General features: G+C 71.1%; 21 protein-coding genes and 2 pseudogenes. 5 read left to right on the plus strand and 18 right to left on the minus strand.

Annotation, left to right across the window (positions count from 1 at the left end; all coding sequences use genetic code 11):
- Positions 1 to 49 precede the first annotated feature (49 nt).
- From AB3K78_RS10335 to AB3K78_RS10365, 7 genes and pseudogenes are all read right to left on the minus strand, one after another.
- On the minus strand, positions 50 to 1,114 hold the full coding sequence (locus AB3K78_RS10335) for a hypothetical protein (RefSeq protein ID WP_416442970.1): 1,065 nt from the start codon (positions 1,112 to 1,114) through the stop codon (positions 50 to 52).
- A gap of 71 nt (positions 1,115 to 1,185) precedes the next feature.
- Complete coding sequence (locus AB3K78_RS10340) at positions 1,186 to 3,090, minus strand: DUF6350 family protein (protein WP_416442972.1); 1,905 nt, start codon at positions 3,088 to 3,090, stop codon at positions 1,186 to 1,188.
- 71 nt (positions 3,091 to 3,161) lie between these two features.
- Positions 3,162 to 5,446: pseudogene (locus tag AB3K78_RS10345) on the minus strand (glycoside hydrolase family 3 C-terminal domain-containing protein).
- 41 nt (positions 5,447 to 5,487) lie between these two features.
- Complete coding sequence (locus AB3K78_RS10350) at positions 5,488 to 6,072, minus strand: phosphatase PAP2 family protein (RefSeq protein WP_416442974.1); 585 nt, start codon at positions 6,070 to 6,072, stop codon at positions 5,488 to 5,490.
- A gap of 160 nt (positions 6,073 to 6,232) precedes the next feature.
- Positions 6,233 to 7,750, minus strand: a complete 1,518-nt coding sequence (locus AB3K78_RS10355) for a carboxylesterase/lipase family protein (RefSeq protein ID WP_416442976.1) — start codon at positions 7,748 to 7,750, stop codon at positions 6,233 to 6,235.
- Between the two features lie 46 nt (positions 7,751 to 7,796).
- Complete coding sequence (locus AB3K78_RS10360) at positions 7,797 to 8,201, minus strand: MFS transporter (protein WP_416447345.1); 405 nt, start codon at positions 8,199 to 8,201, stop codon at positions 7,797 to 7,799.
- The gene (locus AB3K78_RS10365) at positions 8,198 to 9,103 is read right to left on the minus strand and encodes an MFS transporter (RefSeq protein ID WP_416442978.1); all 906 of its coding nucleotides are present in this window, start codon (positions 9,101 to 9,103) and stop codon (positions 8,198 to 8,200) included. The genes AB3K78_RS10360 and AB3K78_RS10365 overlap by 4 nt, the downstream gene beginning before the upstream one ends.
- A 173-nt stretch (positions 9,104 to 9,276) precedes the next feature.
- On the opposite strand from AB3K78_RS10365, the gene AB3K78_RS10370 reads away from it, so the two are divergent.
- On the plus strand, positions 9,277 to 9,867 hold the full coding sequence (locus AB3K78_RS10370) for a TetR/AcrR family transcriptional regulator (RefSeq protein ID WP_416442980.1): 591 nt from the start codon (positions 9,277 to 9,279) through the stop codon (positions 9,865 to 9,867).
- On the opposite strand, the gene AB3K78_RS10375 is transcribed toward AB3K78_RS10370, so the two are convergent.
- The 6 genes from AB3K78_RS10375 to AB3K78_RS10400 all read right to left on the minus strand — a co-directional run bounded on the left by AB3K78_RS10375 (position 9,868) and on the right by AB3K78_RS10400 (position 18,179).
- Positions 9,868 to 10,338, minus strand: a complete 471-nt coding sequence (locus AB3K78_RS10375) for a GNAT family N-acetyltransferase (protein ID WP_416442982.1) — start codon at positions 10,336 to 10,338, stop codon at positions 9,868 to 9,870.
- Between the two features lie 120 nt (positions 10,339 to 10,458).
- Entirely contained in the window at positions 10,459 to 11,361 is a 903-nt protein-coding gene (gene sucD / locus AB3K78_RS10380) for a succinate--CoA ligase subunit alpha (RefSeq protein WP_416442984.1), read from the minus strand.
- Between the two features lie 33 nt (positions 11,362 to 11,394).
- Complete coding sequence (gene sucC / locus AB3K78_RS10385) at positions 11,395 to 12,561, minus strand: ADP-forming succinate--CoA ligase subunit beta (RefSeq protein WP_416442986.1); 1,167 nt, start codon at positions 12,559 to 12,561, stop codon at positions 11,395 to 11,397.
- Positions 12,562 to 12,687: 126 nt separating this feature from the next.
- Positions 12,688 to 14,262 carry a CoF synthetase gene (locus AB3K78_RS10390; protein ID WP_416442988.1) on the minus strand — a complete coding sequence of 525 codons (1,575 nt, stop codon included), beginning with the start codon at positions 14,260 to 14,262 and terminating at the stop codon, positions 12,688 to 12,690.
- Between the two features lie 19 nt (positions 14,263 to 14,281).
- The gene (locus tag AB3K78_RS10395; protein ID WP_416442990.1) at positions 14,282 to 15,343 is read right to left on the minus strand and encodes a hypothetical protein; all 1,062 of its coding nucleotides are present in this window, start codon (positions 15,341 to 15,343) and stop codon (positions 14,282 to 14,284) included.
- A gap of 235 nt (positions 15,344 to 15,578) precedes the next feature.
- On the minus strand, positions 15,579 to 18,179 hold the full coding sequence (locus AB3K78_RS10400) for an ATP-dependent helicase (RefSeq protein ID WP_416442992.1): 2,601 nt from the start codon (positions 18,177 to 18,179) through the stop codon (positions 15,579 to 15,581).
- A 95-nt stretch (positions 18,180 to 18,274) separates the two neighbouring features.
- On the opposite strand from AB3K78_RS10400, the gene AB3K78_RS10405 reads away from it, so the two are divergent.
- Positions 18,275 to 18,886 (plus strand): asparaginase domain-containing protein, encoded by a 612-nt coding sequence (locus AB3K78_RS10405; protein WP_416442994.1) that lies wholly within the window; start codon positions 18,275 to 18,277, stop codon positions 18,884 to 18,886.
- The gene (locus AB3K78_RS10410; protein ID WP_416442996.1) at positions 18,883 to 19,287 is read left to right on the plus strand and encodes a hypothetical protein; all 405 of its coding nucleotides are present in this window, start codon (positions 18,883 to 18,885) and stop codon (positions 19,285 to 19,287) included. The genes AB3K78_RS10405 and AB3K78_RS10410 overlap by 4 nt, the downstream gene beginning before the upstream one ends.
- On the opposite strand, the gene AB3K78_RS10415 is transcribed toward AB3K78_RS10410, so the two are convergent.
- Positions 19,280 to 20,296, minus strand: a complete 1,017-nt coding sequence (locus AB3K78_RS10415) for a glycerophosphodiester phosphodiesterase family protein (RefSeq protein ID WP_416447346.1) — start codon at positions 20,294 to 20,296, stop codon at positions 19,280 to 19,282. The two genes, AB3K78_RS10410 and AB3K78_RS10415, sit on opposite strands and share 8 nt — an antisense overlap.
- A gap of 180 nt (positions 20,297 to 20,476) precedes the next feature.
- Between AB3K78_RS10415 and AB3K78_RS10420 the strand changes: the two are divergent.
- Positions 20,477 to 21,345, plus strand: a pseudogene (locus tag AB3K78_RS10420) (Bax inhibitor-1/YccA family membrane protein).
- Positions 21,346 to 21,430: 85 nt separating this feature from the next.
- Here AB3K78_RS10420 and AB3K78_RS10425 read toward each other — a convergent pair.
- On the minus strand, positions 21,431 to 22,159 hold the full coding sequence (locus AB3K78_RS10425) for a GTP pyrophosphokinase (protein WP_416442998.1): 729 nt from the start codon (positions 22,157 to 22,159) through the stop codon (positions 21,431 to 21,433).
- A 147-nt stretch (positions 22,160 to 22,306) separates the two neighbouring features.
- Here AB3K78_RS10425 and AB3K78_RS10430 point away from each other — a divergent pair, with 147 nt between their 5' ends.
- Positions 22,307 to 22,933, plus strand: a complete 627-nt coding sequence (locus AB3K78_RS10430; protein WP_416443000.1) for a 1-acyl-sn-glycerol-3-phosphate acyltransferase — start codon at positions 22,307 to 22,309, stop codon at positions 22,931 to 22,933.
- Positions 22,934 to 23,022: 89 nt separating this feature from the next.
- Here the strand turns inward: AB3K78_RS10430 and guaA are convergent, their stop codons facing one another.
- The 3 genes from guaA to AB3K78_RS10445 form a co-directional block, all read right to left on the minus strand.
- Positions 23,023 to 24,606, minus strand: a complete 1,584-nt coding sequence (guaA, locus tag AB3K78_RS10435) for a glutamine-hydrolyzing GMP synthase (RefSeq protein WP_416443002.1) — start codon at positions 24,604 to 24,606, stop codon at positions 23,023 to 23,025.
- Positions 24,603 to 25,094 carry a DUF3817 domain-containing protein gene (locus tag AB3K78_RS10440; RefSeq protein ID WP_416443004.1) on the minus strand — a complete coding sequence of 164 codons (492 nt, stop codon included), beginning with the start codon at positions 25,092 to 25,094 and terminating at the stop codon, positions 24,603 to 24,605. The genes guaA and AB3K78_RS10440 overlap by 4 nt, the downstream gene beginning before the upstream one ends.
- Positions 25,095 to 25,188: 94 nt before the next feature.
- Positions 25,189 to 26,016: an SURF1 family cytochrome oxidase biogenesis protein gene (locus AB3K78_RS10445; protein WP_416443006.1), complete on the minus strand. Its 828-nt coding sequence runs from the start codon at positions 26,014 to 26,016 to the stop codon at positions 25,189 to 25,191.
- Positions 26,017 to 26,149 lie beyond the last annotated feature (133 nt).

Genomic DNA, 26,149 nt, shown 5'->3' on the forward strand with positions numbered 1-26,149 from the left:
GGGCCGCGACGGCGGGTCCGGGCGGAGAGCGCCCGGGCCCGCTTCCGGTTCACCAGGCCTCGGCGACCGCTCGGTGGGTCTCGAACAGCGGCACCGCGGTGCCCTCGGGCGCGCGGCCGAATCCGCACTCGGTGGCGACGCCGAACGGGCGCCCGACGTGCTGCTGCGCGGCGGCGATCCGGCGGGCAGCGCCCTCGACGCCGTCCTCCCGGTGCACGAGACCCAGGTAGAGCTCGGTGGTCTCGGGAAGGGCCAGGTCTGCGAGCGCCGCGAAGTACGCGGCGTCGTCCCGCTCGATCGGCACGGGCAGGTGCAGCCAGGTCAGGGGGCGCTCGGCGGCGTCCACGAGCAGGTTCGCGAACCGGGTCAGGTTCGCGCTGTCCGCGGGCTCGACGAAGTGCTTCTCGGCGACGTCCCCGTAGCAGAGGTGCACGCCGACCTCGACGTCGTCGGGCACTCGGTCGATCTGTCGCGCCAGGCGCTCGCTCGTACCCGTCCAGACCTCGTCGAACCACTCGTAGCGTCTGGCACCGCGCTCCGCAGAGGCGGCCGCCTCGATGATCGCGAACTCGAGCGCGGCGTCCCATTGGATCGCGAGGCGCTCGTGCGGGATCGCGTCGAGGATCCGCTGGAGCTCGCCCGCGAGGGCCGCCTCGTAGACGGGCTCGAACTCGGCCCGATCCTCCTCGGCCACGAAGCTGCCGACGACGCCGAGCGGGCTCGGCAGCGAGACCTGGAAGCGGGTGCCGGACGGGATCGAACCTGCTCGCTGCAGCCGGTCGAAGACGGCCCACGATTCGAGCGCGGCGTCCGCGTACCCGAGCGGCGGCAGCTCGATGTCGGCCGCGCGCACGCCCTCTGCGAGCGCGACCGGCCGCAGGTCGAGCATGCGGAGCGGGATCGGGGTGTCGCCGACCCGCACGATACCCGCAGCCTGCGCGATGCGATCGGGCTGGAACGCGATCCAGTGGAACCGCTCCCCCACCTCTCCGTCGGGAATCCGCTTCAGGTGCGCGCCGAGGTGCTCGGCGGCGACGCGCATGGTCGCCTCGGCGTCGTCGAAGTTGATGCTTCCCACCAGGTGGGCGCCCTGGACCGTGCCGGGCTGGCTCATGGATTCACTCCCGCTCGCAGTGCTCGGCGTCGCGCGGCGCGCCGGATCGCACGGGGTCCCGCGCGTCGGCCCTACCGTACCCCGTCGGCGGGATCGTCGCGCGGCGACGCGTCATCGTCCTCAACACTGTCCCGACGCAGCCGCGCGCGGAGCCCCTTCGGCAGCTGGAGCGGTGATCGCGGTCCCCGGTCGGGTCCGGGTTCGATGGCGCCCGGGACGGATCCGCCGTCGGGCGACTGCGCGTCCCAGGAGAAGGCGCGCAGCAGCGGATCGACGTGCTCGTCCTCGTCCCGCGCTTCCGGTGCCGCGTCCGTCTCGGGCGGTTCCTGAGCCGCGGCGACGACCTCGTCCGAGATCTCGACGGTGGCCTGCTCCGCTGCCGAGTCGAGCCCGGCCGCCCGACCCTCGCCCGCGGGGGCCGGGTCGGGTCCCGTTTCCGGCTCCGGTGCGCTGCGTTCCTCCGCTTCGACGGTTCCGTCGCCGTCGAACGGGCCGACCGGCGCGGTCTCCTGCTCCGCGAGGGTCCCTGCGGCGATCGCCGCCTCGCTCGCGGCGAGCTCGTGCGCGTCGATCTCGGGCAGTGGCAGGTCGAGCGGGCCTCCGGCCCCTGACCCGGCCGTACCGGGCTCTTCGGTGCCCGCCGGGTGCGGGTCGCTCGCGGAAGCGCTCTCGGCAGCAGCGGCGGCGCCCGACGCCCGACCGGGGATCGGCAGGGCCGAGAGGTCGGGCAGGCGCAGCTCGCCGACGGCGCGCAGCAGCACCTCGCGGCGGCCGATGAGCACCCCGAGGAGCAGGCCGATGCCGAGCTCGAGCGCGGCGAATCCGCCGGCCGCCCACGCGTCGGGCCCGGTGACCGACAGGCGGTCGGGTCCGGCCGCGCCCGAGGCGAGGAGCGAGAGCAGCGCGACAGCGCTCCCGGCGAGCACCCCGCCGAGCAGCGGCACCGCGACCGTCGCCGGGAGCCCCCGGGCGCGACCGGCGAGCCGCGGGGCCGCGAGCAGTCCGATCACGAGCCCCAGCACGAGCACCACGGCGGGAGCCGCGGCGCCGATCGCGCCCCACTCCGGAGGCAGCGCGCCGAGCATGGGGAGCTGCGGCAGCGGGCCGAGGTAGGTGCCGAACGGCGACACCGAGCTCCCCTCGCCGATCGCGAATCCGGCTCCGGTCCACCAGCTCGCGCTCCAGACCACTGCGACCGGCAGCAGCGCCAGCTGGAGTACGAAGAGCAGGATCGCACCGAGGGGGTCCAGCTGCAGCTGCTGGCTCAGCGAGATGCTGTCGACGTAGCCCGCGATGAAGCCGATGGCGACGCCGAGCGCCCCCAGCCCGAGGAGCGCGATGGTCGCCGCGGCGGCGATCCGGAGCGCGGCGCCGAGCGCCCATCCGAACGAGGGCAGGCTGCGGATTCCGAGGTACTCGCGGATCCTGCCGAGCCCCTTCGCCGCAGAGAGCCACCAGTCGTGGGGCTCGGTCGCGGCTCGCACCAGGAAGGGAACGCCGCTGGAGATCGCGTAGACGGCGGTGGGCAGCGCGATGGCGACCCAGCGCGGCGCGTCGAGCACCGGCCCGGCGAACGCCGCCGCGACCGCGGCGGCGGCGCCGAACCCGATGCTGCCGCCCAGCACCGCGGCGACCCCGACACCGCCACGGGCCGAGAAGCGCCAGCCCGAGCGCGCGGCCAGCACGGCGGTCACCGCGGTCAGCCCGAGCGGAGCGAGCGAGACGGGGATCCGGAGCGCCTCCGCCGGAAGGCCCAGGCCGAGCGCGGCCTGCGCGCTCACCGAGAAGTGCAGCGGCACGAAGTGCGCGAGCAGCCAGCCGCCGGCTGCAGCCCCGCCGACGTCGCCGGGGTCGGCCGCGAACCCGAAGCCCGCGCCCCAGAGCACCATGGCGAACGCCGCGACCAGGAAGCCGCCCGCGAGCGCGACGGCGACTGATTCGATGGCTGCGATGATCGCCGTCAGAATTGATCTCATGCTGGGTGCAGTCTAACGAGCGCGGCCCGCGCGCTCCCTGATGGCGCGCGGGCCGCGTGCGTCGGCCGGCCTCAGCTATGCGGCGCGTTCGCGAGCGCGATCAGCTGGGCGACCTGCTCGCGGTCGATCCCCATGCCGGGGAACCCGGCGATCCTCCCGATCGGGAAGGACTCCATCATCTTGTCGATGGCTTCGTCCCCCATGACCCCGGCATCCATCGCCTCGTCCACCCGACCTCGCGTCGCCGCGAATCGGGCCCGCACGATCGGACCGGCGACGGGATGCGCGAGCACCTCGGCGATGGAGGATGCCTCGCTGAGCGGGAGCAGGATCTGCTCCCCGCGAGCTGGATCGCCGCGCTGGTACGGATGTCACGGCTCGACGCCCCGACCTCGAACCGGTAGACCCCCGGTTCGACGACGAAGCGACCGACCCGGGTGTCCCAGTACGCGAGGTCCTCGGCGCGCACCACGAGCTCGACCTCGCGGGTCTCGCCCGCTGCGATCTCGACGGAGGCGAAGGCCTTGAGCTCGCGCGGCGCGCGCGCCACCGCCGACTCGTCGATCGACGCGTAGACCTGCACGACCTCGCGGCCGTCGCGCGCCCCCGTGTTCGTGACGGGGACGACCACCCGCAGGTCTCCATCGCCGAGTTCTCCGACGCGCGCGCTCCCGTATTCGAAGCTCGTGTAGGAGAGCCCGTGCCCGAACGGGAATGCCACGTCCATGCGCCGGGCGTCGTACCAGCGATAGCCGACCAGGATCCCCTCGCCGTACTGGACGCGGCCGAACGATCCGGGGAAGTTCCCGAACGCGGGGGTGTCCTCGATGCGGTGCGGCACGGTCTCGGCGAGGCGGGCCGAGGGATTGACCGCGCCGAGCAGCACGTCGGCCGTCGCGGAGCCCCCGGCCTGCCCGAGCAGCCAGGCCTCGAGGATCGCGGGAACCCGATCTGCGAACGGCAGCGCGACCACGGAGCCGTTGGAGAGCACCACCACCGTGCGGGGATTCGCCGCGAGCACGGCGTCGAGCAGCGCGAGCTGCGCCGGCGAGAGATCGATGTGCTCCCGGTCGAAGCCCTCCGACTCCTCGGGGTCGGTCAGCCCGAGGAACACCACGGCGATGTCGCGAGCGGCGGCGAGCGCCGCCGCTTCGTCGCGCAGTCGCGCCTGCTCCTCGACGGGGGTCCGCGGGTCGAAGGCGAAGCCCGCGGCGAAGGCGGCGCGGTCGCCCGCCTCGGCCGAGAGCGCATCCCACGCGGTGTCGACGCGCGTGGGGGTGATGTGCGAGGATCCGCCGCCCTGGAAGCGGGGCGTGCGCGCGAACTCGCCGATGACGGCGAGGCTCGCATCCGATGCGAGCGGGAGCAGCGGCTCGGCGCCCTCCACCGGGTCGTTCTTGAGCAGCACGATGGAACGGCCGGCCGCCTCGCGCGCGAGCGCGTGGTGGGCGTCGACGTCCAGCGGCCCCGCGACCGGCGGACGCTGCTGCGCCCGGCCGACGAGGTCGAGCATGCGTCCCGCGGCGGTATCGAGCGCTTCCGCTGAGAGCTCTCCGTTCTCGACCGCCGCGACGACCTGCCGGTCGGTGTGCCCACCGCTCGACGGCATCTCGAGGTCGAGCCCGGCGGCCGCCCCCGCGACCCGGTCCTGCACAGCGCCCCAGTCCGAGACGACGACGCCGTCGAAGCCCCACTCCCCACGGAGCACGTCGGTCAGCAGCCAGGGGTGCTCGGAGGCGTAGACGCCGTTCAGGCGGTTGTAGGAGCACATCACGGTCCACGGCCGCGCGTCGGTCACGACCCGCTGGAATCCGCGCAGGTAGATCTCGCGCAGGGTCCGCTCGTCGACCTCGGCGGACACGCGCATGCGGTCGTCCTCCTGGTTGTTCGCCGCGAAGTGCTTGAGCGACGCCCCGACCCCCTGCGATTGGATCCCTCGGACGAGCCCGGCGCCGATCTCGCCCGCGAGGATCGGGTCCTCGGAGACGTACTCGAAGTTTCGTCCGCACAGCGGGGAGCGCTTGATGTTGATGCCGGGGCCGAGGATCACCGCGACGTCCTCGACGGCGGACTCGACGCCGAGGGCGACGCCGACGCGTTCGGCGAGCGCGGGATCGAAGCTCGCGCCGAGGCCCGAGGCCGGCGGGAAGCACGTGGCCGGCACGCTGTCGTTCAGCCCGAGGTGGTCGCTCGCCTCTGCCTGCTTGCGCAGCCCGTGCGGGCCGTCGGTCAGCATGATCGAGGGCAGTCCGATCCGCTCGATCGGCTTCGTGGTCCAGAAATCGGCGCCGCTCAGCAGCGATGCCTTCTCCTCCGTCGTGAGGTCGGGAAGTCGGTCGCGCGGTGATTCGGTCATGTCGTGTCCTTTGCGAGTCGGGGTGGATGGAGGATGCGGGGTCAGGTCGCCGGGCGGTCGGCCGAGGCGCGTTCGCGGGCGAATCCGGGGGCGCGGCCGAAGTCGCGCTGCAGCCAGGGCCAGAAGGCCCACTGCAGCAGCAGACCGACGCCGAGCCCGGCAAGGATCCCGGCGATCGTGTCGCTGAACCAGTGCGCGTTGATGAGCGTCCGCTGCCAGACGATCCCGATCAGCAGGAGCGCGGCGACGACGCGGCCGGCCCAGCGCAGACCGCGCCTGCTCGGCGGGATCAGCGCGAGGATCGTGACCGCTGCCACGGCGGCGCTCACCGCGTGCCCGGAGGGGAAGGACCCGTGGTCGACGGTGAACAGCGGCCCGAAGAGTCCGGCGGCCTCGTCCGCGGCGGGGCGGGGCCGGTTCACGAGGTTCTTGGCGAGCTGCGAGACGAGTCCCGGCCCCGCGAGTTGCAGCAGGAACACGAAGATCGCCGAGCGCCAGCGACCCAGCGCGACGAGCACGACGGGGAGCACGAGCGCGAACGCGATCATGCCCGGGAGCTGGCCGAGCTGTTGGAAGAGCATGGCGATCGGGGAGCCCGGCAGCGGGGAGTCGGGGCCGACGCCCACCGCCGAGCGCCACGCATCGTCGATGCCCTGGCTCCAGGGGCCTCGGGCTCGGCGAGCACCGCCGCGCCCATGCCGACGAAGACGGCCAGGAGAGCACTCCCCGCGATCAGCTGCGCTCGGGGTCGCGGGATCGGCACGGGCCGCACGCTCGATGCGCCCCTCACAGCAGCGGCCTGACGGCGGCGTACGCATCCCGAACGTCCCGACTGGCGGTGTCGAAGACGTGCGCGACGCGATCATCGCCGTCATGCCGCGGCCAGCCGGGGTCCCCGTCCGCGATGAACGCGACCGCCGCCGCGTGCACCTCGTCGGCGAGCGCCTGCGGCGGGTTCGGCCCGGCCAGCGGTTCCATCGCCGGTCCGTCGAGGCAGTCGAAGAAGAAGGGGACGTCGAGGCAGTGCTCCGCGAAGCCGAAGGTGCCGGACGGCCACGCGAACCGGTACACCCACGTGGGCGCGGAGCCGCGGGCCTCGGCGATGCGGAGGATCGCAGTGCGGAACATCCGGTCGGTGAGCACCCGGCCGGCGAGCCGGGCCTTCCCCTCGGCGACGACGTCGGCGTTCGCCGCGAGATAGGCGGCTCTCGCCGATCTCGGCACGCCGAGCTTGCCGAGCAGGATCCCCTTCGGCACCCAGCGCAGGGCCTTCGCCGCGTCCGTCATGGCCATGCTGAACTCGTCGTCGGTCGCGCCGAGCACGAGCGGCTTGTCGGACCCGACGCCGAGCCGGAACGACTCGGGCGTGGGCCGCAGCAGGAGCTCGCCGTCGACCGCCGGACCGAGCGGGAGCCCCTCGTCGATGATCTCGCTCATCGAGTCCGGCGTCATGGCAGTCGCGGCCTGCTGCAGCTCGAGGACCCGGTCCTCGGGGATCGCGGACCAGCCGGCCCGCGTGGGCGCCGTGCCCGCGGACTCCGCGAGCTTCCGCCCGAACGCCTCGGACCGCTCGGCCGAGACGTCGGCGAGGGCTCCCGAGATCGCGTACACGCCGTGGAACAGGTGCTGCGCGCGCTCCATGCCGAGCAGCGTCATCACGGCTCCGCCGCCGGCCGACTGCCCGGCGATCGTGACCCGTCCGGGGTCGCCCCCGAACGCCGCGATGTTGCGCTGCACCCACTCGAGCGCGAGCAGCCAGTCGCGCACGCCGCGGTTCGACGGCGCGTCCGCGACCCACCCGAAGCCGTCGAAGCCCAGGCGGTAGGAGACGGTGACGGTCACGACGCCGTCGCGATTGAAGTTGCGGCCGTCGTACCAGACGCTGGCCGGGGATCCGGCGAAGTATCCGCCGCCGTGGATCCAGACGAGCACGGGCAGGCCCGGTCCCGGCTCCGCGGCCACGGGATCGGGCGTGAACACGTTGACGTTGAGCGTCGAGTCGCCCGGAATGCTCGGCTCGGGGATCAGCGTCACCCCGGGATCGCCGCGCTGCGCCGTCGCCCCGAACTCCGCGGCGTCGAGCACGCCGTCCCAGGGCGCCTTCGGCTGCGGCTCGCCGAATCGCAGCTCGCCGACCGGCGCCTCGGCGAACGGGATCCCGAGGAACGCCGCCGATCGCGCATTCCCCCGCCCGCCCGTCGTCGGACGCCAGCGACCCCGGACGAGGCCCTCGGCGATGCGCACCTCGGGGTGGGCCTGCAGGGCGTGCTCGTCCTGCGCTGCGTCGGTGTGCGGTTTCGACATTCGGGTTCCTTCCGGTGGGTACGGCAGGCGTCCTGTGCGGCTCACGCTACTTGACACTGCGGATCGGGGCGGTGGCGATCGCCGCGAGGATCGCGAACACGATCCCGAAGACGAAGAGCACGGGATAGCCGCCGAACGTTCCGATGATCAGGGCGGCGATCGACGGGCTCAGGGCCTGCGGAATGTTCGTCGCGACGTTGAGGATCCCGAGGTCCTTGCCCGCGGAGGTCCCCTCGCTCGGCAGCACCTCGGTCATGAGCGCGGCATCGACCGACATGTAGAGCCCGAACCCGACGCCGTTGATCACGCTCATGAGAATCATGCCGGTGAGATCCGGCAGGAGGAGGGGCATCGCGAGCCCGATCACCATGAACACGGTCGCGACGTAGATGAACGGCTTGCGACGCCCGACCCGATCGCTCCACCAGCCCGAGAGCGCGATCGCGATCAGCGGGGGACGAAGGCGACGAGCGTGAGCGTCACGACCGCGCCCTGGGCATCGGTCAGCGACAGTCCGATGTAGTCGGTGAGGATGTAGAGCTGGTACGCCGAGACGACGAAGTAGCCGAGGATCAGCAGGAACCGGGCGGCGAACGCCCAGGCGAAGTCCGGGTGCTTGCGCGGATCGATCCAGAGCCCCCGGAAGAACGCGCCCCAACGGAACGGTTCCACCGCCGCGTCCTTCGACGACCAGTCTCGGTTGAGCAGGGCGAAGAGCACCGTCACGACGATCACCGCAATGCCGAAGGCGGCGTAGCCGATGCCGATCCGACTGCCGAGCGCTCCCGCGAGCATCACGCCGACGGTCATGCCGAGCTGGGTCCCCAGCCCGATCATCGCGCTCGCTCCGCCGCGCTGGGAACGCGGGAAGCGGTCGGCGGTGATCGTGGTCAGCGGGGCCTGCAGGAAGTTGAGGGCGACCTGGATCACGACCCAGAACGCCGTGATCCAGAACAGGTCCGTCAGCGACCCGAGCCCGAGCAGCAGCACACCGCCGGCCAGCGCGCCGAGCACCATCCACGGGATCCGTCGACCGTAGCGCGAGCGGGTGCGATCGCTGAGCGCGCCCGCGATCGGTTGGGCGAACAGCGTGAAGACGAACGACACGGTGCTCACGACGGCGAGGTTCGCCACCTTGTTCCGTTCGTCGAGCAGCGCGATCTGGGTGGGCAGCAGGATCGCGATGAGTCCGCCGTAGGTGGCGAAGAGGGTCAGTGAGGATGCGAGCAGGCTCGGCAGCAGGCGCCGGTTCGCGGGCGGGCTGGCCGCGGGCTCGCCGGCGCCCGGAGGCGCGGTCGTGATGGTTCCGGTCGGCGCGATGCCGGTGGCCGGGTCCGTGGGTGGCATGGTCATGGTGCTCCTCGTTGAGCGGGTCGAAGGGGAATCCAAACCAAACGTTGTTCGTATTTGAGGATTCGGCGACCACTTTGTCACCTCCGCCCCGGTCGCGCAAGGGCACCGCGCGCGATTCACGAACATTGATCGGTTTTCGCGATCCGATGTCGCGCGTCCGCTACCCTGAAGCCATGGCTCGTCGAGGTGCGTACGCGAAGGGCCTCGCGAAGCGCGAGGAGATCCTCGACGCCGCGCTCCGGGTCGTCGCGGAGCACGGGTACCGCAAGGCGTCCGTCCGCGAGATCGCCGACGCGGTCGAGCTGAGCCCCGCCGGCCTGCTGCACTACTTCGGCAGCAAGGAGGAGCTCTTCGTCGCCATCCTCGCCGCCCGGGATGCGCGCGACGAGGATCGTCTCGGGAGCGAGGACATCGTCGAAGGCCTGCTCGAGATCGTCGGCCGCAACACCGCGGTGCCCGGCCTCGTCCAGCTCTATGCGCAGCTGGCAGCCGAGGCCGCGGACCCCGAGCACCCGGCCCGCGAGTTCTTCACGCACCGCACCGCGCGGCTCGAGGGCTACGCGATCGCCGAGCTCGAGACCGCGCAGCGCGCCGGGCGGATCCGCGACGACCTCGACCCGGCATGGATCATCCGCTCGGTGCATGCCATGGCCGACGGCCTGCAGACCGCCTGGCTGATCGACCGAGACATCGACATGGCCGCGGACCTCCGCCGCTTCATCGCACTGCTGGAGCCCGCCTCCGGTTCCCGCGGCGCGAGCTGATCAGCCCGCCGACTCCGGCCCCCGAGCCGCCTCACGGACGAACCGCTCCATCAGATCGTCGCGGCCCTCGTGCCGCCAGCCGAGTGCGGTGAAGAACCGGAAGGCGGCCAGAGTCTCGGGGTCCACGAACGCGACCCATCGCTCGCCTGCGGGATGGCCCGGCCAGGCGACGACGGCATCGACCGCCCGGCGCCCGATCCGTTCACCACGACGCGCGGGGTCCACGGCGATATCCGTGATCCCGTGCTCGATGCCGTCCGGGTCCCAGACGCAGCCGACGAGCGCGACCGGCCCATCCGCATCCGAGAGGACGAGCTGCGCTCCCTCCGCTTCGGCGAGCACGTACTCCAGCCAGTCGTCGTCGAGCGGCCCGAGCTCCCGGTCGAGCACGGGGTCCGCGAACCAGGCCGCGATCCACGTCCAATCGCCGCGGACCATCCGACGGATGGCGAGCGGAGCCTCTCTCATCATCCATCGATCCTCGCAGAGCCCGGCTCGGCGCCGCCTGAGGGCGCGACGTGCTGCCCGAACGGCAGCGGGGGCGGGCACCGACGATCGGTGCCCGCCCCCGCAGCGGAGAGATCCGCTGGATCAGAGCGCGTTGTAAGCCGCGCGCAGCAGCTCGGCCGCCTCGGTCGGCGTCTTGCCGACCTTGACGCCCGCGGCCTCGAGGGCCTCCTTCTTGGCCTGCGCGGTCCCCGCCGAGCCCGACACGATGGCGCCGGCGTGGCCCATGGTCTTGCCCTCGGGGGCCGTGAAGCCCGCGACGTAGCCGACGACCGGCTTCGTCACGTTCGCCTTGATGTACTCGGCCGCCCGCTCCTCGGCGTCGCCTCCGATCTCGCCGATCATGACGATCGCCTTCGTCTCGGGATCGGCCTCGAACGCGGCGAGCGCGTCGATGTGCGTCGTGCCGATGATCGGGTCGCCGCCGATGCCGATGGCCGTCGAGAAGCCGAGATCGCGCAGCTCGTACATCATCTGGTAGGTCAGGGTGCCCGACTTGGAGACGAGGCCGATCGGGCCCTTGCCGGTGATCGTCGCGGGGGTGATGCCCGCGAGGGCCTCGCCCGGGGTGATGATGCCGGGGCAGTTCGGCCCGATGATGCGGGTCGTGTTGCCGGTGGCCTTCGCGTGCGCCCAGAGCTCGGCGGAGTCCTTGACCGGCACGCCCTCCGTGATGATCACGAGCAGGCCGATGCCCGCGTCGATGGCCTCGATCGCGGCGTCCTTGGTGAAGGCCGGGGGCACGAAGGCGACCGACACGTCGGCGCCGGTCTCGGCCATGGCCTCGGCGACCGACGCGAACACGGGCAGCTCGACGGCGCTGCCGTTCGCGTCGGTGTGCGACACGGTCGTGCCGGCCTTGCGGGCGTTCACGCCGCCCACGATCTGCGTGCCCGCCGCGAGCATGCGCGCGGTGTGCTTGGTGCCCTCGCCGCCGGTGATGCCCTGGACGATGACCTTGGAATCCTTGTTCAGGAAGATCGACATTCTGTTGCTTCTTTCGTCAGTCTCGTCGGCGGGTTATCGGGCGTTGGCCAGCTCGGCGGCCTTGTCGGCGCCCTCGTCCATGGTGGCGGCCTGCGTCACGAGCGGGTGCGCGGCCTCGTTGAGGATCGCGCGGCCCTCTTCGACGTTGTTGCCGTCGAGACGCACGACGAGCGGCTTGTTCGCGGCGTCACCGAGCTTGGCGAGCGCGCCGACGATGCCGTTTGCGACCGCGTCGCACGCGGTGATGCCACCGAAGACGTTGACGAACACCGACTTGACCTGCGGGTCGCCGAGGATCACGTCGAGGCCCGCGGCCATCACCTCGGCCGAAGCGCCGCCGCCGATGTCGAGGAAGTTGGCGGGCTTCACGTTGCCGTGCTTCTCGCCCGCGTAGGCGACGACGTCGAGCGTCGACATCACGAGGCCCGCGCCGTTGCCGATCACGCCGACCTCGCCGTCGAGCTTCACGTAGTTGAGGTCCTGGGCCTTGGCCTTGGCCTCCAGCGGATCCTCGGCGGCCTTGTCCTCCAGCTCGGCGTGGCCGGGCTGGCGGAAGTCGGCGTTGGCGTCGAGCGACACCTTGCCGTCGAGCGCCACGATGTCGCCGGCCCCGGTGAGCACGAGCGGGTTCACCTCGACCAGGGTCGCGTCCTCGCCCGCGTAGACCTCGTACAGCTTCTGGAACACGGGGACGACCTTGCCGACGAGCTCCTCGGGGAACTTCGCGGCGCGGGCGATCTCCTCGGCCTTGGCCGCGTCGATGCCGGCGATCGGGTCGACCTCGATGCGCGCGAGCGCCTCGGGCTTCTCGACGGCGAGCACCTCGATCTCCATGCCGCCCTCGACGGAGCAGAGCGAGAGGTAGGAACGGTTGGCGCGGTCGAGCAGCACGGAGAAGTAGAACTCCTGTGCGATGTCGGCACCGGCCGCGACCATGACCCGCTTGACCGTGTGGCCCTTGATGTCGAGGCCGAGGATCGCCTGCGCGGCCTCGAACGCCTCGTCCGGGGTCTTCGCGACCTTGACGCCGCCGGCCTTGCCGCGCCCGCCGACCTTCACCTGGGCCTTGACGACCACCACGCCGCCGATCTTCTCGGCCGCCGCGCGCACCTCCTCGGGAGTATCCGCGACGATCCCGGGGAGCACCGGCACCCCGTATCGTTCGAAGAGATCTCGTGCCTGGTACTCGTACAGATCCACGTACTGTCCTTACATGCTAGGAGTATTGGGGGTCCGAGGCAGAAAAATGTCTCGATGTCGAGATAAGTCGACCAGTGCCCGAGTCTACCACCGCAGCCTGTCCGTCCCGCGACCGCGGCACCGGCCTCAGCGCACGGCGATCCGGTGCAGATCGAGCCCGCAGGACGCCGCCTGCTCCGCGTCGAGGTGCGCCACGTACTCGTTCTTGAGCTTCTTCCCGTCGCCGGCGAAGGGGCCGGTGCGGAACGAGTAGAAGGCGAGCGTCGGCAGCATCGCGTCGGCCGAGGTGAGGATCGCGTTGTGGAAGTCGCCGTTGCCGCGTCGCAGCTCGGAGAAGATCGCGGCGGCGAGCGCGTCCTCGTCGATCGCGTGCCGGTCCGCGTCGGCGGTGAGCTGCAGGGCGAGGTGCAGCTGCCGGTCCCCGTTCGCGTCCTCGAACGAGATGAGCCGGTGGTTCTCGACCGCGTGCAGCAGCACCGGATCGGCGTTGATCACGTCGCGCAGGGAGTCGGGCCCGATCACCGCACCGTTGAAGTCGACCGAGAGGTCGCTGCGTCCGTAGTGGAACAGCAGAGGCAGGTCGAGCATCTGGCGCTGCCGCAGGTGCTGGAGCCCGAGTTCCCGGAGCACGGACTCCAGGTCGCGCAGCCGCAGCACGTGACCGCGGTCGTGGATGTTGTAGCGGATACGCGGATTCAGGTTCTCGGCTCGCGCGATCGTGACGAGCAGCTCGCCCGATTCGTTCGTCTCGATCTGGTAGTTGAAGGGGTTGAACTGGAAGATCATGGGCAGCACGCCGTATTCGTGCCGCTTGCTGATGCGGCGCGCCAGCTCGGGGTGCTCGACCAGCGCGCGACGCAGGTCGACCGTCAGGTCGGTCTCGATCGCGAGGTTGATCTCGAGATCGCTCGCGCCGTAGCTGCCGTAGGCCGCGTGCGCCGTGCGCAGGATGTGGTCGCGCATGCTCTCGCTGATGCCCTCGCCGCCGAACGCGGCGACGATGTCGTACTGCGACCAGTCGAGCCGGTCGTCGTCGAAGAGCGCCTTGAGGAACGGCGGATAGCTGAGGATCACGTAGGTGAAGCCGGTGCCGAATTCCCGCATCGTGGCGATGATCTTCGTCGCGTCCGGCCCGATCGACTTGATCATCGTGACGTCGGTGAGCGACGTGGTCACGTTCATGCCGGTCGCCCACGCGCCGAGCGAGAAGGCGTTGAGCACGAACGGCGGCTTCGTCATGCTGCTCTCGGTGTTCGAGAACCCGAGCTGCAGCAGCTGCCTCGTCGCGATCCGTTCGCGCGGCCCGCGCACCCAGCTCGTCGGCGTGCCCGAGCTGCCGCTCGACTCGTCGACCACCACGCCGCGACGCGGGATCCTGCCGTCGACGCAGCGTTCGGGGATCGACCAGCGCTTGATGTAGCTGTCCTTGTCCAACTCGGGAATCGTCTGCAGCGCGCCCGCGATCCCGCCCCGGGTGCGCAGTCGCGTCGGGACGCCGCGCTCGCCGAGGAAGGCCCGGTAGGCCGGCACGCGCCGGGCGGTGCGCTCGAAGGTTCGCCAGGCTCGCCACCGCCCGAGGGTCCAGCGCAGCGGCTCGATGCCCGGCGCGAGCAGGATCTTGTGGGTGTTCACGCGCGGCATGAACAGGCGGACCAGGTGGTCCTGGAGCCAGACGAAGGCGAAGACGGCGGCGCGTTTCATGCGGGCTCCTCGGTCAGGATCATCGCGGTGGCGGGACGGCGGTGCGCGAGCGGCGGAGTCGCGCTGTAGCCGAATCGGAACAGCATCCAGGCCAGGCGATCCCCCGATTCGTCGGCCCCGACCGCCCCGGCGAACAGCGCGTGCGAACGGGGGTTGGTGATGACGGTGCCGAAGGGGTGCAGCACGACCCCGTTGCGGTGCAGCTCGAGCCAGACCCGCATGAACGTCCGCCCGGCCTCGATGTAGTCCGAGGGCCCGCCGAAGGGCCCTCGATCCAGCCGAGCTGGTGCACGCCGCGCATGGTGCGCAGGTAGATGCTGCGGATGACCGCGCCGACGACCGGTGCGCGCCACAGCCGGCGATGGGCCATCACGTAGCGCAGGATCGAGCCGGGCATGAGCATCGCCTCGGCGGACAGCCCGTCGGCCTTCTCGGCCGCTTCGCGCTTCGAGAAGCGCAGCCAGTGCATGATCTCGCCGTAGACGGCATCGTTCTCGAGGTCGTCGAAGAGGGTCGCCTGGTTGACGTGGACGATGCGTCGCACGAGCGCGGCGTCGTCGGTGGAGCGGAACTCGGCGCCGGCGTCGGCGCAGATCCGAGCGGCTGCCGCGCGGACCTCGGCCGGCACCGCACGACGGTCGTAGGGGCGTCGCGAGGTGTGGCGGGTGCGGAACCGTTCGAGGGCGGCACGGGCCTCGGCGTCGCGCTCCGCCTCCCCCGGTGCGTCGGGATCGCGGGGCACGAGCTCGACCTCGGCGATGCGGTGCTGCCGCCTCGGGCTGTCGAAGTCCATCTCGGCGTGGTCGAGGGTTTCGCGCACGTCGTAGCCGTGCGCCGCGGCGACGACGGCGAGCGACTCGAGGAAGACGCCGGCGCAGACGTGCCCGAACGGGATCCCGAAGGACTCGGCGGGGAGCCCGAGGTCGAGGTCGTAGCTGACCGTCGCTCTGAGCACGGCGCCGCTGCCGCCGTCGACCGCCGCGTGCGGGCGCACCTTGATGGGCTGCGAGTTGTGCGGGCTCGGGTAGTTGCGGGCGTCCTCCAGGATCGCCGGCCACGGATTCAGCGTCGAATCGCTCATGCGGCCGAGTCTATGCGGCACGTATTCGGTATCGACCATACGTCCCGACGCGCGCCGCCGGCCCGCCGCGCCGCGCCGCGGGGCCGCCGCGCCGCCCACCAGGGAACCCCTTTTCGGCGACAGCACCGCGAGTCGCGCACCGATAACGCACTCCTTCGTCGAAAGGGGATGCTCTCGCCGCGCGCCGAGGCGCACTGCGGGGCGCGCCCGAGGGCGTGCGGGTGCGCGCCCCGGGTCAGTCGTCGAGTGCGTCCGCGTCGAGCTTCGCGATGGGGGCCAGCTTGACCAGCAATTTGCGCTCCCCCACCGTGTCGAACACGACGTGCGCAATGCGCTTCGAGCCGACGCCGGTGACGCCCGTGACCCGGCCCGCACCGTATTCGTCGTGCCGGATCCGGTCGCCCGGTGCCAGCTCGAGGTCGCCGTTGTCGCGCACGGAGCCCACGATCGTGTTGGGGAACCCGCCACCCGCTGCCTGCGCCGCTTTCGCCTGCCGTTTACGCTCGCGCCACTGCTCGAGCGCCGACTGCATGTTGCCGCTCGCCGGCTCGGAGACGGCTGCCGCGCCCGAGCCGCCGCGGCCGAAACCGCCCGAGCCGGAGCCGAACGAGACCGAGGATTCGACGCCTCGGCCGGCGCCCCCGCGGCCCGGCCGGGATCCGGGACGGGGCGCGTTCAGCGCCCGCGACTCGGTTCCGCCGCGACCCGTGACCTCACCGGGCGACTGCCGCCAATCGATGAGGGACTCGGGGATCTCCTGCAGGAAGCGGGACGGCATCGCCACCTGGACGTCGCCGAACTGCGCGCGCGTGCTCGCCAGGGTCAGGTAGAGCTGCTTGCGCGCGCGGGTGATGCCCACGTACATCAGGCGGCGTTCCTCCGAGATGCCGCCGATCTCGTCGACCGACATCTGATGCGGCAGCAGCCCCTCCTCGACCCCCGTGATGAACACCGCAGGGAACTCGAGCCCCTTCGCGGTGTGCATGGTCATGAGGGATACCGTGCCGCTCTCGTCGTCGAGCTCGTCGACGGCCGCGACCAGGCTCACCTCGGTGAGGAACTCGAGCAACCCGGCGCCGGGGTGCTGCACGTCATACTCCTTGGCGACCGAGACCAGCTCTTCGAGGTTCTCGGCTCGGGCTTCGTCCTGGGGGTCGCGCTTCGCACGCAGCTTCTCGATCATCTCCGTCTCGTCGAGGATCAGCTTCAGGACGTCCGCGACGGGGGCCGGCTGCTTCTGCGTCTCGGAGTCGTCGGTGGCGCCGCCGCCCGCGGCCATCCGAGCCGCGCGCTGCAGCAGCTGCCCCAGGCCCTCGATGGCCGTGCGCACCTTCGGCCCGAACGAGAGCTCGCCCGCGCGCAGCATGGCGTCGTGGAACGAGATGCCCATCGCCTCGGCGAAGTTGGCGAGCTGCGCCTCGGCCATCGGGCCGATGCCGCGCTTCGGGGCGCCGATGAGGCGGGACCACGCGATGGGGTCGTAGGGGTTCGCGAGACTCGTGAGGTACGCCATAGCGTCCTTGATCTCGGCGCGCTCGTAGAACTTGGTGCCGCCGAGCACCCGGTACGGGATCGCGGCGCGGATCAGCAGCTCCTCGAGGGCACGTGTCTGCGAGTTGGTCCGGTAGAACACCGCCACATCGCCGTACGCGAGGCCCGAGCGGTGCAGGTCCTCGATCTCCTCGGCCACGAATCGGGCTTCGTCGTGCTGCGAGTAGCCCGTGAAGCCGACGATCTTCGGGCCGTCGCCCTCCGACGTCCAGAGGCTCTTGTCCTGGCGGTCGAGGTTGTTGCCGATGACCGCGTTGGCGGCCGAGAGGATGTTCTGCGTCGACCGGTAGTTCTGCTCCAGCTTGACGACCTCGGCGCCCGGGAAGTCGCGCTCGAACTCGACGATGTTGCGGATGTCGGCGCCGCGGAACGCGTAGATGGACTGGTCGGAGTCGCCCACGACGGTCAGGCTCGCGGCCGGGATGCGACCGAGCCCGTCGAGTTCGCGCTCGCGTGCCGGCGGCACCAGGCGTTCGACCACGTCGCGTTCGACGGGCCGCGTGAGTTCGCGGATGAGCGAGTACTGCGCGTGGTTCGTGTCTTGGTACTCGTCGACCAGCAGGAAGCGGAAGCGGCGCTGGTAGACGGCCGCGACCTCGGGGAAGGTGCGGAAGAGGTGCACCGTCTGGCCGATGAGGTCGTCGAAGTCGAAGGCGTTGGCGCGCCGCAGCTCCTGCTCGTAGCTGCGGAAGATCTCGATGAACAGCCGCTCGCGAGGATCGTTCGCGTTGGCCGTGGCGGCGTAGCTGTCGGCGTCGGAGAGCTCGTTCTTGAGACGCGAGATCTTCGCGCTCGCATTGGCCGGCGTGAAGCCGTAGCTGTCGGCCTCGAGATCCTTGATGATGCGTTTGAGCAGGGCCCGGGAATCGGCCGAGTCGTAGATGGTGAAACCCGAGACGTAGCCGAAGCGCTCGGCCTCCCGGCGCAGGATGCGCACGCAGGCCGAGTGGAAGGTCGAGATCCACATGCCCTCTGCCGCGCTGCCGAGCAGCCCCTCGACGCGCTCGCGCATCTCGGCCGCGGCCTTGTTCGTGAAGGTGATGGCCAGGATCTGGCTGGGCCACGCCTCGCGGTCGCGGATCAGCTGCGCGATGCGGTGGGTGAGCACGCGGGTCTTGCCCGAGCCCGCACCCGCGACGATGAGCAGCGCCGGCGAACGCGTGCTGACCGCCTGCGCCTGCGGCGGGTTGAGGCCGTCGAGCAGCGGATCCGGCGCGCCGGAGCCGCCGGTGCCCGGGTCGCCGAGGGGAACGCCGGACGGGTCGAGAAGTTCGAATTCGCTCATCGTGGTCCCAGTCTAGGAGCGACCGCCGACATCGTCCCCCGCCAGCCGGGCTAGCATGGCTGGGGTCCGATTCCGGCCCCGACGAACGGAGACCGATGCCCACCGATCCGAGGCTCCTCGTGCTCGCCACCGGCGGCACGATCGGCATGCGCGAGACCGCTGCGGGCATCGCCCCCGATCCCGACTTCCCCGAGGTCCTCGAGGACATGCTCGCCGAGATCTGCGAGCCGCTCGGGATCGACTGGCGGGTCAATCACCTCCAGCCTCCGATCGACAGCGCGAACGCCGACGCCGACACCGCTCCGCGGATCGCACGCACGCTGAGCGCGCGGGTGCGCACCCAGCAGCCGCGCGGCGTGGTCGTGCTGCACGGCACCGACACCCTCGCCTACACCGGTGCCCGCCTCGCCTTCGAGCTCTCGGGCCTCGGTTCGCCGGTCGTGCTCACCGGCAGCCAGCTCCCCCACGGAGCCGAGGGGTCCGACGCCCGCGACAACCTGAGCCTCGCGGTGCGCGCCGCGATGCGCGCGTCGCGCACGGCTCCCGTCTCCATCGCCTTCGGCGGGGCGATCGTGCCCGCGGTGCGGGCCACGAAGCACCACAGCGCCGCGCTCGAGGCGTTCCGCGCCGAGCTCCCCTGGGCGGACGGCCCGCGGGGATCCCGAAGCTCGACGACGGGTCCCGCGGTGCCGCTTCCGCTCGCGTGATCTCCTTCCGTTTCGTTCCGGGAGTCACCGCCGACGACCTGCGCGGCGCCGTTGCGGGAGCTCCCGACGGCCTCGTGCTCGAGTGCTATGGCAGCGGCAACGGCCCCATGGATCGTCCCGGCATGCGCGACGCCCTCCGAGAGATCGCCGCGCGCATCCCCGTCGTCGCGATCACCCAGTGCACGGCGGGCGGCGGCGTCGACCTCGCGCGATACGCGGTCGGCCGCGAGCTGGCGCGCACAGGGGTGATCACCGGCTCCGATCTCACGCTCGAGGCGGCGATCGCGAAGCTCGGCTGGCTCATCGACCGCGGCGCGGTCGGCAATATCCTGCGGGATCTGCTGCCCATCAACCTCATCGGCGAGTGCACGCCGACGCCCGCCGAGGACCCGATCAGCTGAGGCGCGCGGCCTCGGCCCCGAGCTCGGGGTGGTCGACGAAGATCCCGTCGACGCCGGTCCGCACGATCGCGCCGAACGCGGCGCGCCAATCGCCCCAGGCACGGGCGGCTCCGGGATCCGAGGCCTCGCCCGTGCGGAACGGCGTCGCGAGAAAGCGGTTCTCGGGGCGCAGGGTCCACGTGAACACGGTGAGGCCGCGCGCATGTGCGCGCTGCACCAGGTCGGAGGCTTCCGCGGCGCCGTCGGGGCCGACACGCACCAGGTCGCAGGTGTCGACGCTGATCCCCGCGACCCGGCCGGTCAGCGCGTCGAGCCCCGCGTCGCTGCGATACCAGGCGTAGCTCGCGGCAGCGGGTCCGCCAGCCGCCTCGCGTGCCACCTCGTCCGCGCCCGCACCGGCATGCTCCAGCAGGAATACGAAGTCCGCGGCCAGGCCCTCGGCGCGCAGCCGCTCCAGGATCCCGAGTTCGAAGCACTCGATCACGAGCCGTTCCCGGCGGTCCGCCCACCCGGACTCCGTCAGCACCGGCGGCAGCAGCTCCTCGAAGCGGTGCCCCAGCGCAGAGAAGTACTGCGCGTGCTTCACCTCGAGCACGACGCCGATCCCGCGGTCGAGCGCCGCGCTCTCCTCGTCGATGATCGCGAGCACGTCCGACAGCCGGAGGATCGGCTCCCGTCCATCGAACTCCCGGTTGTCGGGGCGCACCTCGGGCAGGCGCTCCCGGCTGCGCAGGATCGCGAGCTCGGCCCAGTCGAAGTCCTCGGTGAACCAGCCGGTCAGCTCGACGCCGTCGACGGTCTTCGTGGTGCGCCGATCGGCGAACTCGGGGTGATCCGCGACGTCCGTGGTGCCCGAGATCTCGTTCTCGTGCCGCACGACCAGCACGCCGTCGCGGGTGACGACGGCGTCCGGCTCGACGGCGTCGACGCCCTGCCTGCAGGCGAGCCGGTACGCCGACTCGGTGTGCTCGGGACGGAGCCCGGAGGCGCCGCGATGGCCGATGACCAGGGGCGGGACCGGACGGCGGCGGGAGTGTCGGGCATGCCGACCATGCTAGGTCCGCCGGGTGAACGATCGGGGTGACGGACCGGATGAGCCGCGGGCGAACACCCAGTGGATTCCTATGCTGGCGTGGGAATCCGCCGATAGGCTGGTGTGAAATCCCGTCGAGAAAGGATCCCGACGCACATGAGCAATCCCGCGCTCTCCAACAACCCGGCGCTCAACGGCAAGACGCTGACCGCCGAAGAACTGCACCGCATCTACGATCAGCCCGCGGCGCAGCCGCAGCGCCCGGGCATCGACGTGCCCGCGGGTCAGACCGCGCAGCCGGGGTTCGGCGCGCAGCCGGGCGCCCAGCAGCCGCCCGTCATCACCCCGTCCGACAAGCCGATGACCTACGAGAACACCATCTCGAAGACCGTCATGCTGTTCCTCATCGTGCTGGCCCTGGGCGCCGTGGGCTGGTTCGTCCCCGTCCTGATGCTCCCGGGGGCGATCGCCGGCCTCGTGCTCGGCCTCGTGAACTCCTTCAAGAAGGAGCCGAGCGTTCCGCTGATCGTCGCCTACGCCGCCGCGCAGGGCCTGTTCCTCGGCGGCATCTCCGGCACGTTCGAGGCGATGTTCAACGGCATCGTCGCCCAGGCGATCATCGGTACGCTCGCCGTGTTCGGCGTCACCCTGCTGCTGTTCCGCAGCGGCAAGGTGCGCACGAGCCCCCGCGCGACCAAGATCTTCATGGTCGCCATCGTCGGCTACGCCGCGTTCTCGCTCGTCAACGTCGTGCTCATGCTCACGGGCGTCAACTCCGACCCGTGGGGCATGTACGGCGCGAAGATCGGCGGCCCGAACGGGTTCCCCTCGGACTCGCCATCGGCGCGATCGCGGTGCTCCTCGCCGCGTATTCCCTGGTCATGGACTTCGAACTGATCCAGAACGGCGTGCGCAACCGCGTGCCCGAGAAGTGGGCATGGTCGGCCGCGTTCGGCCTCATGGTCACGCTGATCTGGCTGTACGTCGAGATCCTCCGGATCATCGCGATCTTCCGCAGCAATTAGCGTCTGACGCACCGCATACGCCGAGGGGCGGGGAACCGGTCGGTTCCCTCCCCTCGGCGTATGCGGTGCGTTCGGGTCCGACGGTTCAGGCGGAGAGCGAGCGCGGCGGCTCCGGCGATTCGAGCGGCGGCACGGGTGCCACCGCCGCCGGACTCGTCGGCAGGCCCCCGTGCAGCGCACGGTGCAGACGCTCCATGCGGGCGTCCAGCTCGGCCGCGGTGTCGGCCGCGTCCTTGAGGCTCGCGAGCAGTCCCTCGGGCACCTGGCGCTCGTACTTGTAGTGGATCTTGTGTTCGAGGCTGGCCCAGAAGTCCATCGCGATCGTGCGGAACTGGATCTCGACGGGCACGCGCACTGCGCCGGTCGATAGGAACACGGGCACCTCGACGATCGCGTGCAGGCTCTGATAGCCGTTCGGCTTCGGCTGCGCGATGTAGTCCTTCACGAGCAGCAGCGTCACATCGTCCTGCTGCGTGAGCAGTTCGAACAGCCGGTAGACGTCGGCCGTGAAGCTGCAGGTGATGCGCACGCCCGCGATGTCGGTGATGTGCTGTCGCACGACGTCGAGCCCCGGCGGCAGCCCGCGTCTGCGCACTTTGTCGAGCAGGCTGTCCGTCGACTTCACCCGGCTCGATACGTGCTCGATCGGGTTGTAGTCGTGCATGTAGAGGAACTCGTCGCGCAGGATCTCGATCTTGGTCTCGATCTCCTTCAGTCCGAACTCGTACTCGAGCAGGAAGCGCTGGAACTCGTCGCGGACCGCCCGGGCCTCGGCTGCGGACATCGAGATGCGTTCGTCGTCGGCACTGTCCATGTGATCGACCCTATCCGCGCAGCCTCGGCGCCGGCTGCGAGTCCCCGGCGGCGCGCTTCCGCCGGCACGGCCGCCGAGCCGGTCGTCGCCGCGGTTCGAACCGTCACCCGAGCCGGGGAGGCATGCGCCCCCGGCTAGTCTTGACGGATGATCCTCGAGTCGATGCGTGCCGGGCTCGCCGGGGCGTTCTGGTGGCTGTCCCCGTGGCGACTCGTCGCCGAGACCGACCCGCCCGCCGGGCCGCGTCTGCTGATCGGCGCGCCCCACACCTCGAACGTCGACTTCGTTCTGATGCTCGCCATCGCCTGGAGCACGCGGATGCGAATCCACTGGCTCGGCAAGCGCGAGCTCTTCCGCGGCGTCGCGGGACCGATCATGCGCGGGCTCGGCGGGATCCCGGTCGATCGCGCGAACGCGTCCGGCGTCGTCGACGCCGTCGTCGCGCGGGCACGCACCACCGAGCGCTTCCTGCTGGTCGTCACGCCCGAGGGCACGCGCTCGGGCAACGGCTGGCGCAGCGGCTTCTACCGCATCGCGATCGCCGCCGGGCTGCCGGTCACGCTCGGTTACGTCGACCGCACCACGCGCACCACGGGCCTCGGTCCGACCGTGCGGCTCAGCGGCGACGTCGTGTCCGACATGGACCGGATCCGCGCGTTCTACGCCGACAAGGCGGGGGTGCGCCCCGAGCGGCGCACCGAGCCCCGGCTGCAGGACGAAGCGGGGCTGACCGCGCTCCTGGCGGACGGCCCCGCGGAGCCCTCTTCCGACTGAGGCCGGCCCTCCCCGGGAACGCGGAACGGGCCGGGGAGCATCGCTCCCCGGCCCGTTTCGATCCCGTCAGCGCCGCTGCGCCGAACGGGTCACTCCCACTCGATGGTCCCCGGCGGCTTCGACGTCACGTCGAGCACCACTCGGTTGACCTCGGGCACCTGGTTGGTGATGCGGTTGGAGATCCGCGCGAGCACCTCGTAGGGCACGCGGGTCCAGTCGGCCGTCATGGCGTCCTCCGACGAGACGGGGCGCAGCACGATCGGGTGGCCGTAGGTGCGACCGTCGCCCTGCACGCCGACCGAGCGCACATCGGCCAGCAGCACGACGGGGCACTGCCAGATCGTCTGGTCGAGGCCTGCCGCGGTGAGCTCCTCGCGAGCGATCGCGTCGGCCTCGCGCAGCACATCGAGGCGCTCGCGGGTGACCTCGCCGACGATGCGGATGCCGAGCCCGGGGCCGGGGAACGGCTGACGGCCGACGATCGCCTCGGGGATCCCGAGCTCGCGGCCGATCGCGCGGACCTCGTCCTTGAACAGGGCGCGCAGCGGCTCGATCAGCTCGAAGTCGAGGTCCTCGGGAAGGCCGCCGACGTTGTGGTGCGACTTGATGTTCGCGGTGCCCGCACCGCCGCCCGACTCGACGACGTCGGGGTACAGCGTGCCCTGCACGAGGAACTTGACCTTCTCGCCGGAAGCCTTGGCTTCGGCGACCAGGTCGAGCTGCACCTGCTCGAACGCGCGGATGAACTCGCGGCCGATGATCTTGCGCTTCTCTTCCGGATCGGTGACTCCCGCGAGGTGCCCGAGGAAGATGTCGGCCGCGTCGACGGTGATGAGCTTGACGCCGGTCGACGCGACGTAGTCGCGCTCCACCTGCTCGCGCTCGCCCTTGCGCAGCAGGCCGTGGTCGACGAACACCGCGGTGAGCTGGTCGCCGATGGCCTCGTGCACGAGCGCGGTCGAGACCGCCGAGTCGACGCCACCCGACAGAGCGGAGATGACGCGAGCGTCGCCGACCTGCTCGCGGATCCGCTCGATCTGCTCGGCGATCACGTTGCCCGCGGTCCAGTCGGCGGGAATCCCGGCGACATGGTGCAGGAAGTTCTCGAGCAGCCGCTGGCCGTGGTCGGAGTGCTTCACCTCGGGGTGCCACTGCACACCGTAGAGCTTCCGCTCGGCCGAACCGAATGCGGCGACCGGGGTGACCGCGGTGCGGGCGTAGACCTCGAAGCCCTCGGGGGCCTGCTGCACGGCGTCGCCGTGGCTCATCCAGACGTTCTGGGCCTCGGGCTGGCCGCCGAGGATCGCACCGCCGCCGCCCACGAGGGTCGCATCGGTGGCGCCGTACTCGCGGTCGCCGGTGTTGCCGACGGTGCCGCCGAGGGCGCGGGCCATCACCTGGAAGCCGTAGCAGATGCCGAGCACCGGGATCCCGAGATCGAACACGCTGTCGTCGAAGGCGGGAGCGCCCTCCTCGTAGACGGACGAGGGTCCGCCCGAGAGTACGATGCCGAGCGGGCGCTTCGCCTCGACCTCGGCCGCGGTGATGGTGTGCGGCACGAGTTCGGAGTAGACACCTGCTTCGCGCACGCGGCGCGCGATGAGCTGGGCGTACTGCGCTCCGAAATCGACGACGAGGACCGGGCGGTGCTCGGTCGAGGTCTGATCGGTCATGAACGGCCTTCCGGGATCGGTGCGGCAGAAGCCGCGTTGGGAGTGGGAGTCTGGGCGGCCTCGAGGTATTCGAGGGTCCGGGTGACCTCTCGTGCGGTGCGCCCCTCGAGGAAGAAGGACATGAACGGGACCACGCCGCCGAGGGCGAGCAGCAGGAAGCGCCCGAAGTTCCAGCGCATCGGGCTCCACAGCAGGAAGTTCGAGATCAGGTAGACCACGTAGAACCAGCCGTGTGCGATCAGGATCGCCTTGAACAGGTCGAAGCCCTGCACCGCGAAGTCGCGCTCCATGCCGCCGGGCATGACGGGCTCGAAGTGGGCGAAGCCGTTCGGCGTGAACAGGAACAGCTCGACGCGGAACACGTACTTCATGACCATGACGGCGCAGAGCAGCAGCAGCATGGTGCCGGTGATCACCGAGGTGACCTTGTAGAAGCTCAGCGACTTGCGGATGCGCGGGAAGTCGGCGGGCTTGGGCTGCAGAACCATGGATTCCATCCTATCGCGGTGTGACGTTTCGTCCTGCCCGGAGGGAGGACCTCATTCTGCGACTCGTTCCTCGCGCAGAATGACGGGACGAGGTTCAGGGGCCGGCAGCGCCGCCGCCCTCCGCTTCGAGGGCCTTGAGCTCGTGCTCCTTCTCCCAGGCATCGCGCGCGAGGCGGTACCAGAAGAAGATGGCGAAGCCCGCGAACACGACCCACTCGATCGCGTAGAAGACGTTGAGCCAGTTGACCGTCTCGGCCGGCAGCGGCGGCACGGATTCGATGCGGTCGAGCCCGTACTCCGACAGCGGCGCGCCCTGCAGCAGCTCCGCCGAGGCCTTCGGGTGCAGCACCAGGTAGCCGCCGTAGCTCGGTTCGTCGCCAGCGCCCCAGCGGTTCACGAGCTGCGCCGGGGCCATCGAGAGGATGGTCTGCGGATCCCGGTCGGCCTCGGGGATCTGCGGCGCGTCCGGCGGCATGTAGCGGCCTTCGAACGCCACCGGCTGGAACACCTGGGTGACCGGCTGCTCGGCGATGCGCTTCGCCGCGCTCTGGGCCGTCGCGACCGACGGCGCCCAGCCGAGCGCGACCGCGAGGCGGGCGGAGGACCCGCCGCCCTGCTCGACCTGCACCTCCCCGACCACCCAGGCGCCCTGCGCGCCGAAGTTGGTGCGGTTCTCGACCACGAGGGTCGAGGTGCGGGTCAGCACGCCGGTGCCCGTGACGACCATGCCGCCGACGTGATCGCTGACCGCGATCCCCGGTTCGGTCAGCTCGTTCAGCGGGCGCGGCTGCTCGGACGACGAGGTCGAGTCCTTCGCCCCGTTCTGCACGGCGACCCCGAGCTGCCACTGGCCCAGCCAGGCGAAACCGGCCGCGACCGCGAGCGCCGCGATGAGCGCCAGGATCCACTGCGGGCGCACCATGACCCGTGCGAGGGTCGGGTCGCCGAGATATTCGGGGCGTTTCGCGGACGTGCTGATGGTTCGGCGCTCCTGCCAGAGGGATCAGGGCCGGAGAACCCACGGCCCACGGTCGGAGAACGACCGGACGACCTCG

Origin of the sequence: Leucobacter sp. HNU, assembly GCF_047946755.1 — a bacterium.
Classification (GTDB): domain Bacteria; phylum Actinomycetota; class Actinomycetes; order Actinomycetales; family Microbacteriaceae; genus Leucobacter.

Bases quoted from the DNA above. Each gene is read 5' to 3' on its own strand.
- AB3K78_RS10395 (WP_416442990.1), bottom strand. From the start codon at position 15,343: ATGAGCGATTCGACGCTGAATCCGTGGCCGGCGATCCTGGAGGACGCC.
- sucD (WP_416442984.1), bottom strand. From the start codon at position 11,361: ATGTCGATCTTCCTGAACAAGGATTCCAAGGTCATCGTCCAGGGCATC.
- AB3K78_RS10365 (WP_416442978.1), bottom strand. From the start codon at position 9,103: ATGACCATGCCACCCACGGACCCGGCCACCGGCATCGCGCCGACCGGA.
- AB3K78_RS10375 (WP_416442982.1), bottom strand. From the start codon at position 10,338: ATGATGAGAGAGGCTCCGCTCGCCATCCGTCGGATGGTCCGCGGCGAT.
- AB3K78_RS10390 (WP_416442988.1), bottom strand. From the start codon at position 14,262: ATGAAACGCGCCGCCGTCTTCGCCTTCGTCTGGCTCCAGGACCACCTG.
- AB3K78_RS10335 (WP_416442970.1), bottom strand. From the start codon at position 1,114: ATGAGCCAGCCCGGCACGGTCCAGGGCGCCCACCTGGTGGGAAGCATC.
- AB3K78_RS10400 (WP_416442992.1), bottom strand. From the start codon at position 18,179: ATGAGCGAATTCGAACTTCTCGACCCGTCCGGCGTTCCCCTCGGCGAC.
- AB3K78_RS10355 (WP_416442976.1), bottom strand. From the start codon at position 7,750: ATGTCGAAACCGCACACCGACGCAGCGCAGGACGAGCACGCCCTGCAG.
- guaA (WP_416443002.1), bottom strand. From the start codon at position 24,606: ATGACCGATCAGACCTCGACCGAGCACCGCCCGGTCCTCGTCGTCGAT.
- AB3K78_RS10340 (WP_416442972.1), bottom strand. From the start codon at position 3,090: ATGAGATCAATTCTGACGGCGATCATCGCAGCCATCGAATCAGTCGCC.
- AB3K78_RS10370 (WP_416442980.1), top strand. From the start codon at position 9,277: ATGGCTCGTCGAGGTGCGTACGCGAAGGGCCTCGCGAAGCGCGAGGAG.
- AB3K78_RS10430 (WP_416443000.1), top strand. From the start codon at position 22,307: ATGATCCTCGAGTCGATGCGTGCCGGGCTCGCCGGGGCGTTCTGGTGG.
- AB3K78_RS10440 (WP_416443004.1), bottom strand. From the start codon at position 25,094: ATGGTTCTGCAGCCCAAGCCCGCCGACTTCCCGCGCATCCGCAAGTCG.
- AB3K78_RS10425 (WP_416442998.1), bottom strand. From the start codon at position 22,159: ATGGACAGTGCCGACGACGAACGCATCTCGATGTCCGCAGCCGAGGCC.
- AB3K78_RS10405 (WP_416442994.1), top strand. From the start codon at position 18,275: ATGCCCACCGATCCGAGGCTCCTCGTGCTCGCCACCGGCGGCACGATC.
- AB3K78_RS10445 (WP_416443006.1), bottom strand. From the start codon at position 26,016: ATGGTGCGCCCGCAGTGGATCCTGGCGCTCATCGCGGCGCTCGCGGTC.